A 5,520-nucleotide genomic window follows, 5' to 3' on the forward strand; every position below is an offset into this window, starting at 1 on the left:
ATAGAGAAGTTGCCCTTCGGGCCTGGTCGTGAGGCTGGGTCGTGGGAGCATCCGATCCTTGAGAACTCAACAGCGTGCACTTGTCAAATGCCAAATTATTCCTCGTCGGTCTTCGGACTGGATGAGAATTCCTTTGGATCAAAGACCAACTGTCTTCGGATGGTTGGCAACGGATAGTCAGCAATGATTTATCTCTTTGGTCAGCATCAAACTCGCTGCGTTCACCTTATTCCGGTGTTCGTATGCATTTCTTTTTTACGGAGAGTTTGATCCTGGCTCAGGATGAACGCTGGCGGCGTGCTTAACACATGCAAGTCGAACGGTGAAGCAGGAGCTTGCTCTTGTGGATCAGTGGCGAACGGGTGAGTAACACGTGAGCAACCTGCCCCTGACTCTGGGATAAGCGCTGGAAACGGCGTCTAATACTGGATACGAGACGTGGCCGCATGGTCAACGTTTGGAAAGATTTTTCGGTTGGGGATGGGCTCGCGGCCTATCAGCTTGTTGGTGAGGTAATGGCTCACCAAGGCGTCGACGGGTAGCCGGCCTGAGAGGGTGACCGGCCACACTGGGACTGAGACACGGCCCAGACTCCTACGGGAGGCAGCAGTGGGGAATATTGCACAATGGGCGGAAGCCTGATGCAGCAACGCCGCGTGAGGGATGACGGCCTTCGGGTTGTAAACCTCTTTTAGCAGGGAAGAAGCGAGAGTGACGGTACCTGCAGAAAAAGCGCCGGCTAACTACGTGCCAGCAGCCGCGGTAATACGTAGGGCGCAAGCGTTATCCGGAATTATTGGGCGTAAAGAGCTCGTAGGCGGTTTGTCGCGTCTGCTGTGAAATCTGGAGGCTCAACCTCCAGCCTGCAGTGGGTACGGGCAGACTAGAGTGCGGTAGGGGAGATTGGAATTCCTGGTGTAGCGGTGGAATGCGCAGATATCAGGAGGAACACCGATGGCGAAGGCAGATCTCTGGGCCGTAACTGACGCTGAGGAGCGAAAGGGTGGGGAGCAAACAGGCTTAGATACCCTGGTAGTCCACCCCGTAAACGTTGGGAACTAGTTGTGGGGTCCATTCCACGGATTCCGTGACGCAGCTAACGCATTAAGTTCCCCGCCTGGGGAGTACGGCCGCAAGGCTAAAACTCAAAGGAATTGACGGGGACCCGCACAAGCGGCGGAGCATGCGGATTAATTCGATGCAACGCGAAGAACCTTACCAAGGCTTGACATATACGAGAACGGGCCAGAAATGGTCAACTCTTTGGACACTCGTAAACAGGTGGTGCATGGTTGTCGTCAGCTCGTGTCGTGAGATGTTGGGTTAAGTCCCGCAACGAGCGCAACCCTCGTTCTATGTTGCCAGCACGTTATGGTGGGAACTCATGGAATACTGCCGGGGTCAACTCGGAGGAAGGTGGGGATGACGTCAAATCATCATGCCCCTTATGTCTTGGGCTTCACGCATGCTACAATGGCCGGTACAATGGGCTGCGATACCGCGAGGTGGAGCGAATCCCAAAAAGCCGGTCCCAGTTCGGATTGAGGTCTGCAACTCGACCTCATGAAGTCGGAGTCGCTAGTAATCGCAGATCAGCAACGCTGCGGTGAATACGTTCCCGGGTCTTGTACACACCGCCCGTCAAGTCATGAAAGTCGGTAACACCTGAAGCCGGTGGCCTAACCCCTTGTGGGAGGGAGCTGTCGAAGGTGGGATCGGTAATTAGGACTAAGTCGTAACAAGGTAGCCGTACCGGAAGGTGCGGCTGGATCACCTCCTTTCTAAGGAGCATCTGACTCTTCGGAGTCCAGAACCCAGTTCGAAGGCGTATGTTCTTCGCTGGGAGCTCATGGGTGGAACATTTGACATGGCATCACGGATGCGCAGGTTTTTTAGTACGTCACTTCGGTGGCTGGAACGGGGATTTGTGGGGATGTGGTGTCTGCACGCTGTTGGGTCCTGAGGGACCGGATGCGCCAGGTTTCTGGTGTTGACGAACCTCAGGCCCTTTTGCTGTTTCCGACTTTGGTTGGTTGCGGGGAAGGGACCGCCCGTACTTTGAGAACTACACAGTGGACGCGAGCATCTTCAGCATGAACCTTCGGGTTTGTGTTGTGAAAGATGATCTTAAAGATCATTAGTCAATTTTTTGACGATTCGAACTCATGTGATTTCAAGTCTTTAAGAGCAAACGGTGGATGCCTTGGCATCTGGAGCCGAAGAAGGACGTAGCAATCTGCGATAAGCCTCGGGGAACTGATAAGCAAGTTTTGATCCGAGGGTGTCCGAATGGGGAAACCCCGCTGGGCGGCGTGCCGACCTAGTGACTCCCGCCTGAATATATAGGGCGGGTAGAGGGAACGTGGGGAAGTGAAACATCTCAGTACCCACAGGAAGAGAAAGCAACCGCGATTCCGTTAGTAGTGGCGAGCGAAACCGGATCAGGCTAAACCGAGTGTGTGTGATATCCGGCAGGAGTTGCATGTTCGGGGTTGTGGGACTCACCAGTCATCTCTGCCGAGGTGGCGACGTTACAGAAGCGTATAGACGAACGGTCTTGAAAGGCCGGTCATAGAGGGTGCCAACCCCGTAGTCGAAATGCGTGTTCTGGCGTGGAGAGTATCCCAAGTAGCACGGGGCCCGAGAAATCCCGTGTGAATCTGTCAGGACCACCTGATAAGCCTAAATACTCCCAGATGACCGATAGCGGACAAGTACCGTGAGGGAAAGGTGAAAAGTACCCCGGGAGGGGAGTGAAATAGTACCTGAAACCGTTTGCTTACAAACCGTTGGAGCACCCCTGGTAGGTGTGACAGCGTGCCTTTTGAAGAATGAGCCTGCGAGTTAGTGATATGTGGCGAGGTTAACCCGTGTGGGGTAGCCGTAGCGAAAGCGAGTCTGAATAGGGCGATTCAGTCGCATGTCCTAGACCCGAAGCGAAGTGATCTATCCATGGCCAGGTTGAAGCGCGTGTAAGAGCGCGTGGAGGACCGAACCCACTTAGGTTGAAAACTGAGGGGATGAGCTGTGGATAGGGGTGAAAGGCCAATCAAACTTCGTGATAGCTGGTTCTCTCCGAAATGCATTTAGGTGCAGCGTTGCGTGTTTCTTGCCGGAGGTAGAGCTACTGGATGGCCGATGGGCCCTACAAGGTTACTGACGTCAGCCAAACTCCGAATGCCGGTAAGTGAGAGCGCAGCAGTGAGACTGTGGGGGATAAGCTTCATAGTCGAGAGGGAAACAACCCAGACCACCATCTAAGGTCCCTAAGCGCGTGCTAAGTGGAAAAGGATGTGGAGTTGCTTAGACAACCAGGAGGTTGGCTTAGAAGCAGCCACCCTTGAAAGAGTGCGTAATAGCTCACTGGTCAAGTGATTCCGCGCCGACAATGTAACGGGGCTCAAGCACGCCACCGAAGTTGTGGCATTGATATTTTTGGTAGGCCTTCGTGGTCCAGCCGTATTGATGGGTAGGAGAGCGTCGTGTGGCCAGCGAAGCGGCGGTGTGAACCAGCCGTGGAGGCTACACGAGTGAGAATGCAGGCATGAGTAGCGAAAGACGTGTGAGAAACACGTCCTCCGAAAGACCAAGGGTTCCAGGGTCAAGCTAATCTTCCCTGGGTAAGTCGGGACCTAAGGCGAGGCCGACAGGCGTAGTCGATGGACAACGGGTTGATATTCCCGTACCGGCGAAGAACCGCCCAAGCTAATCCAGTGGTGCTAAGTATCTGAATCCCACGTGACCGGATCCTTCGGGTGATGGCGTGTGGGCCTAGCGTACGACCCCATGCTGGTGCGGTTAGCGTATTAACAGGTGTGACGCAGGAAGGTAGTCCATGCCAGGCGATGGTTGTCCTGGTGCAAGTGTGTAGGCCGAGTCGTAGGCAAATCCGCGACTCATACAGGCTGAGACACGATGCGGATAAAAAGTGGATGATCCTATGCTGCCGAGAAAAGCATCGACGCGAGGTTCTAGCTGCCCGTACCCCAAACCGACTCAGGTGGTCAGGTAGAGAATACTAAGGAGATCGAGAGAATCGTGGTTAAGGAACTCGGCAAAATGCCCCCGTAACTTCGGGAGAAGGGGGGCCATCCACTTATACGGACTTGCTCCGGAAAGGGTGTGGTGGCCGCAGAGACTAGTGGGTAGCGACTGTTTATTAAAAACACAGGTCCGTGCCAAGTCGCAAGACGATGTATACGGACTGACGCCTGCCCGGTGCTGGAAGGTTAAGAGGACCGGTTAGCCGCAAGGCGAAGCTGAGAATTTAAGCCCCAGTAAACGGCGGTGGTAACTATAACCATCCTAAGGTAGCGAAATTCCTTGTCGGGTAAGTTCCGACCTGCACGAATGGCGTAACGACTTCCCAGCTGTCTCAACCACGAACTCGGCGAAATTGCAATACGAGTAAAGATGCTCGTTACGCGCAGCAGGACGGAAAGACCCCGTGACCTTTACTACAGCTTGGTATTGGTGTTCGGTGTGGCTTGTGTAGGATAGGTGGGAGACTGTGAAGCCATGACGCCAGTTATGGTGGAGTCATTGTTGAAATACCACTCTGGTCATATTGGATATCTAACTTCGAACCGTGATCCGGTTCAGGGACAGTGCCTGGTGGGTAGTTTAACTGGGGCGGTTGCCTCCCAAAAAGTAACGGAGGCGCCCAAAGGTTCCCTCAACCTGGTTGGCAATCAGGTGGCGAGTGTAAGTGCACAAGGGAGCTTGACTGTGAGACTGACAGGTCGAGCAGGGACGAAAGTCGGGACTAGTGATCCGGCAGTGGCTTGTGGAAGCGCTGTCGCTCAACGGATAAAAGGTACCTCGGGGATAACAGGCTGATCTTGCCCAAGAGTCCATATCGACGGCATGGTTTGGCACCTCGATGTCGGCTCGTCGCATCCTGGGGCTGGAGTAGGTCCCAAGGGTTGGGCTGTTCGCCCATTAAAGCGGTACGCGAGCTGGGTTTAGAACGTCGTGAGACAGTTCGGTCCCTATCCGCTGCGCGCGTAGGAAGTTTGAGAGGATTTGACCCTAGTACGAGAGGACCGGGTTGAACGAACCTCTGGTGTGTCAGTTGTTCCGCCAGGAGCACCGCTGATTAGCTACGTTCGGGATGGATAACCGCTGAAAGCATCTAAGCGGGAAGCCGGCCTCAAGATGAGACTTCCATGCCCCTTGTGGGTGAGAGGCTCCCAGCTAGACTACTGGGTTGATAGGCCAGATGTGGAAGTGCAGTAATGCATGCAGCTGACTGGTACTAATAAGCCGATGACTTGATAACACTTCGAATCCGAGAGGGTTTGATGCTCCGCGTCCACTGAGTGGTTCTCGATGTACGGTCGAGGACTACATAGCAATGTCTTTGTTATGTGTTTTTGTTGAAACATCAATAGTGTTTCGGCGGCCATAGCGTGAGGGAAACGCCCGGTTACATTCCGAACCCGGAAGCTAAGCCTCACAGCGCCGATGGTACTGCAGGGGGGACCCTGTGGGAGAGTAGGACACCGCCGAACTTCTTTT

The 5,520-nt window shown here is 54.2% G+C and carries 3 rRNA genes; all 3 read left to right on the top strand.

Annotated elements, in window-relative coordinates:
• Window positions 1-254: 254 nt before the first annotated feature.
• The 3 genes from ACWAUG_RS13315 to rrf all read left to right on the top strand — a co-directional run bounded on the left by ACWAUG_RS13315 (window position 255) and on the right by rrf (window position 5,513).
• A 16S ribosomal RNA gene (locus ACWAUG_RS13315) occupies window positions 255-1,781 on the top strand.
• 390 nt (window positions 1,782-2,171) lie between these two features.
• Window positions 2,172-5,281, top strand: a 23S ribosomal RNA gene (locus ACWAUG_RS13320).
• Between the two features lie 115 nt (window positions 5,282-5,396).
• Window positions 5,397-5,513, top strand: a 5S ribosomal RNA gene (rrf, locus tag ACWAUG_RS13325).
• Together the 16S, 23S and 5S rRNA genes form the textbook arrangement of a ribosomal RNA operon.
• Window positions 5,514-5,520 lie beyond the last annotated feature (7 nt).

The sequence above is a fragment of the Microbacterium sp. GXF6406 genome, assembly GCF_054798215.1.